Source organism: Streptomyces sp. NPDC052079, assembly GCF_040680275.1.
GTDB lineage: Bacteria > Actinomycetota > Actinomycetes > Streptomycetales > Streptomycetaceae > Streptomyces.
Map to the genome: position 1 here is coordinate 1 of NZ_JBFAWL010000051.1, position 3,871 is coordinate 3,871.

A 3,871-nucleotide genomic window follows, 5' to 3' on the forward strand; every position below is an offset into this window, starting at 1 on the left:
GAACCAGCTACAAGGCCACCATCAGCATCGACATTGACCACCCGCACCCCTTGACGCCGGGCGCCCAACGCTAACTACACGGCATTGGTACTAGCGCCGCACGAGGGCGCGGACGGCAGGTACTGGTCGGGGACTTCTCACCCGAGGACTGCGACGACTACCTCGCCCGCCGGCTCTCCCGCGACGGCCAGCCGCTCATCAGCGGTGAGATCCGCCAGGTCATCACCGGCCAATCCCACGGCCTGCCCCTCTACCTCGACCTGTCGGTGCTTCGCTTCCTGGAGATCCGCCGCACCCGCGAGCCGGTCCCGTCCGACTTCGACCACGACTTCGGCGCCCTGATCGCTCGCACCCTGTCCGACCTCACCCCCGACGAACGCCACGTCCTGCGGTCTGTGTCCTTGCTGGACGCTTTCGACCTCACCCTCGCCACCGCTGCGTCCGGCCTGCCGCACCAGGCACCGGTCCAGCGGCTGATCGAGCGGCCGTTCGTCCGCGAGAACGTCTTCGGGCTGTGGCCCTACCACCTGCACGGTCTGATCCGCTCCACCATCCGCAGCGCCGACGACGCCACCGACGACCGCTGGACGGATGGCGACTGGCGCCAGGCCGCCGAGCGCGCCCTGGCAGCCCTCGGCACCCAGTGGACCGGCGCCAGCACCACCGGCCAGGGCCGGATGCTGCTGATCGGTTGCCTGCGCCAGGGCCTCACCCTGGCCCGGGACTTCGGCCTCGAGCTGGGCTGGCTCGCTGACGCAGCCTGGGCCTACGTCAGCGACTCCGTGTGGGAGCCCATCGCCCCGCCCTCCCGGCCGGGTAGCGACGGTCTGGAGACGTCGGCCGACGCTCTCGTCGAACTCCTCGCCGCCCTCGCCCGCCGCCAGCACGAGCACCGCTCCGCCACCGCCTCCCGCCTCGCCGCCGTCACCGGCAGCCACCTGCTCCCCGCCGACCTGCACGAGATGGGCGTCTACTACCTCGCCAAGGCCCACCGCCACCTCGGCGACTCCGCCGCCTCCCGCCACGGGATGCAGCTCGTCGCCGACGGCGGCGGCCGCCTCGCCCCCGCCGCCCGCCGCGGACTTGCCCACCTCGCCCGCCTCGCCGGCGACTTCCCCGCCGCGTACGACACCGCACGCACCCTCGGCTGGGACGGCCGCCAGCACCGCGTCGAAGGGGGACATCCTGTGGCCTCACGGCGACATGGACCGCGCGGCCGCCGCCTACGCCGCCGCCCGCGACCAGGCCGAGCAGCACGGCGTCGCCGGGGAATGCGCCACCAGCCAAGCCCAGCGCGCCCTCGTGGTGGCCTTCACCGACCCCACCGTCGCGGACGACGAGCTCCACCTCGCCGAGCAACTCCTCACCGGCCTGGATCTGCGGGCCACCAGCCTCACCGTGCGGATCGCCGCGCTCGTTCGCGCCGCCGGCACCCTGCGCGGCCTCGAAACCGCCCGCGACCTGCGCGCCGAGACCCGTGACGCCGGGCATCACCGCGGCCGAAGCCGTCCTGGAGCTGACGCTCGCCTTCCACCACGCCGTCCTCGACGAGCAGGACAACGTCCGTGCCGTCATCGACCGCCTGCGCGAACTCGCCCGGACCGGTGACTACGCCTACTACGCCGACATCGCCCACTACATGGCCGGCCTGCCCCTGCCCGGCCAGGCCTCCGCGCGCTGGCTCGACGGGGCCGACGCCGTTCGTACCCGCTGGCATAACCTCGTTGAGACCCGCCGGGCCCGCCTTGGCGCCGGCGGGTAGTTCGGCTTCAGGGTCAGGGGGTGAGGTTGAGGACGCGGACCGGCTCACCGATCCACCGGTCGGGGGCGGTGGTGGCGATGATCGCCCCGTCGGGGCGGTCCGGAGTCGGCTGGGCTGCGTACTGGCAGTGTGCCGCCGTCCAGGTGTTGTGCTGGGCCACGGCCAGAGCGGCCGGGAGGTCCAGGTCGAGCACGGTGATGCCCGGCAGCGCGGCCAGGTGTTCCGCCGTGCCCGGCCGGGCACGGTCGGCTTCGACGAGCGCGCACGTGGGGGCGTACAGGTACCAGCCGGCCTGGGCGTGGGCGCGGTGGATGAGGCGGGAAGCGAGAACGTTGCCCTGGCCTGCCGCGGCCATCGCGGTGTCGTCCAGGACGATGTGCATGGCGTCGCTCACCGGGCAGCCGCCTGGGCCAGGCGGCGGTCCAGTTCGCTGTCGAGGTCCTGCTCCTCAGCGCGGGTGGGCGCGTAGCCGTTCCACTCCTTCAGCGCGGCCCGGGCCTGCTCGGCCCGCGCGGCACGCTCGTCGGGGGTGAGGAGGGTTTCGGCGAGGCGGGCCAGGTAGGCGCGCAGCGACATGCCCTCCGCCGCCGCTATGGCGGCGAGCCGGTCGCGGGCTTCCTGAGGAATGCGGACATTGGCGTCAGGCATCATCGGGCTCCCTCCACATGAAGGGTACGGGTACGTACCCGTACCCGTGCTATGGCCGTGAGTCGAATTCAGTCACGAGCCTGTTGTGTGGCTAGAACCAGTGCAATGCTGCCACCAGCGGTGATCCCCGATCCGGGGTTGCCCCCTGGCTCACCCAGGTCGCCCTGGTGCGGGCCGCGCCGTCCCTCCCGGCCCTCCCCACGGGAGGGCCGACGCCTGTCCACATCCGTTGGGGCCGGACAGGCCAGGTGGTGACGGCGTTGACTGCGCACCTTCGATGACCGGCGCCGCGAGAGGATCGCGGAACTGAACCGCACGGCCTTCGCCTGACCCCAGCAAGTGTCTGCTTATCCGATCAGGGCCACGGGGGCGTCCCAGGCGTTGCGGTCGACGGTGATGGTGTGGCCGCCGCGGGTCTCCTTGCTGTTGACCATGTACTGGTGGGCGCGGCTGTGGTTGGTGTACAGCTTGGGATCCCAGGGCCAGTCGGCGGTGGTGGTGTTCTTGTTGTTCCACAGCGCGTACCAGAGGTTGCCCGGCAGGTCGGTCCGGTCCTTCGCGGTGGCGATGGCCTTGGCGCTGGAGCTGCTGAAGCCGTAGAGACCGGCGCGGTACGTCTTCGCCCGCAGGGTCTTGGTGAAGGAGCGCACGTACGTCAGTGTGGCGTCGTTACATGCCTTGTTCGTGATGTCGTACGACTCCATGTTGAGGTAGATGGGGCTGCCGGGCTTCATGCCGAGGGCGGCGGCCTTGGCGACCGCGTCCTTGGCGTTGCTCGCCCCGAGGCTGGCTGCCGTGGAGGCGGTGAACCTCTCCGGGTTCCTGCTGGTCTGGCAGGGCGGCTGGGCTCCGACGTAGAGCGGGATCAGCTTCCAGCCGGCGGCGCTGACCGACTTCACCCAGGACGCGGTGAGGTTGGGCTGGGCGCAGCCGCGGTTCTTGCCGCCGATGTACACCGCCGCGGCACCGTAGAAGCCGGTCTTCCATGCCTTCATCGCCGCGAGCGAGGGCGCCGTGCAGGTGTCGAATGCCCGTCCCGTGTACGTCTTCTGCGCAGGCCAACTCGTGGCGGCCATGGAGGTCTGCGCCGCGATTCCGGCCCCGGCGACTACGACGACGCCGGTCGTGGCCCACGCGATGTAACGGCCTCTTTTGGACAGCCGGTGACTGGACATTCCCACCCCATTCGGATCACGGCCCGCGGCCGTACTTGGTGCACCGGAAGGCCTATGCGCGCGGTGACACACCATGAGGCGTGACTGCAGCGCTCGGCACTTTCCACGGCGGCGGTAGAGCTCCGGCAGTCGGAGCGCTCTGTAGCCTATCCAAGATCCATCCGCCGGTTGGTGGCGGAGGGTGTCAACTAGGTTCCGGTGGTCTCCACACCTCGGCTGACGGCGGCCTTCGATCATGTGCTCGGCGATCGCGGTTCGGATGCAGAGCGTCCTCCCCTTTTCACCG

General features: G+C 70.9%; 5 protein-coding genes. 2 read left to right on the forward strand and 3 right to left on the reverse strand.

Features of this window, described 5'->3' with window-relative positions; genetic code table 11:
* Positions 1-266: 266 nt before the first annotated feature.
* The gene (locus AB0L56_RS31455; RefSeq protein ID WP_365429546.1) at positions 267-1,481 is read left to right on the forward strand and encodes a hypothetical protein; all 1,215 of its coding nucleotides are present in this window, start codon (positions 267-269) and stop codon (positions 1,479-1,481) included.
* Positions 1,478-1,762, forward strand: coding sequence for a hypothetical protein (locus AB0L56_RS31460; RefSeq protein WP_365429549.1), 285 nt, complete (start codon positions 1,478-1,480; stop codon positions 1,760-1,762). Before AB0L56_RS31455 ends, AB0L56_RS31460 begins: the two co-directional genes overlap by 4 nt.
* 13 nt (positions 1,763-1,775) lie before the next feature.
* On the opposite strand, the gene AB0L56_RS31465 is transcribed toward AB0L56_RS31460, so the two are convergent.
* The 3 genes from AB0L56_RS31465 to AB0L56_RS31475 form a co-directional block, all read right to left on the reverse strand.
* Complete coding sequence (locus AB0L56_RS31465; protein ID WP_365429551.1) at positions 1,776-2,156, reverse strand: hypothetical protein; 381 nt, start codon at positions 2,154-2,156, stop codon at positions 1,776-1,778.
* Positions 2,153-2,410 (reverse strand): hypothetical protein, encoded by a 258-nt coding sequence (locus tag AB0L56_RS31470; protein ID WP_365429554.1) that lies wholly within the window; start codon positions 2,408-2,410, stop codon positions 2,153-2,155. Before AB0L56_RS31470 ends, AB0L56_RS31465 begins: the two co-directional genes overlap by 4 nt.
* A gap of 347 nt (positions 2,411-2,757) precedes the next feature.
* The gene (locus tag AB0L56_RS31475) at positions 2,758-3,585 is read right to left on the reverse strand and encodes a glycoside hydrolase domain-containing protein (protein WP_365429557.1); all 828 of its coding nucleotides are present in this window, start codon (positions 3,583-3,585) and stop codon (positions 2,758-2,760) included.
* Positions 3,586-3,871 lie beyond the last annotated feature (286 nt).

Excerpts from the sequence above, each read along its gene's own strand:
- AB0L56_RS31470 (WP_365429554.1), bottom strand. The coding sequence starts at position 2,410 with ATGCCTGACGCCAATGTCCGCATTCCTCAGGAAGCCCGCGACCGGCTC.
- AB0L56_RS31475 (WP_365429557.1), bottom strand. The coding sequence starts at position 3,585 with ATGTCCAGTCACCGGCTGTCCAAAAGAGGCCGTTACATCGCGTGGGCC.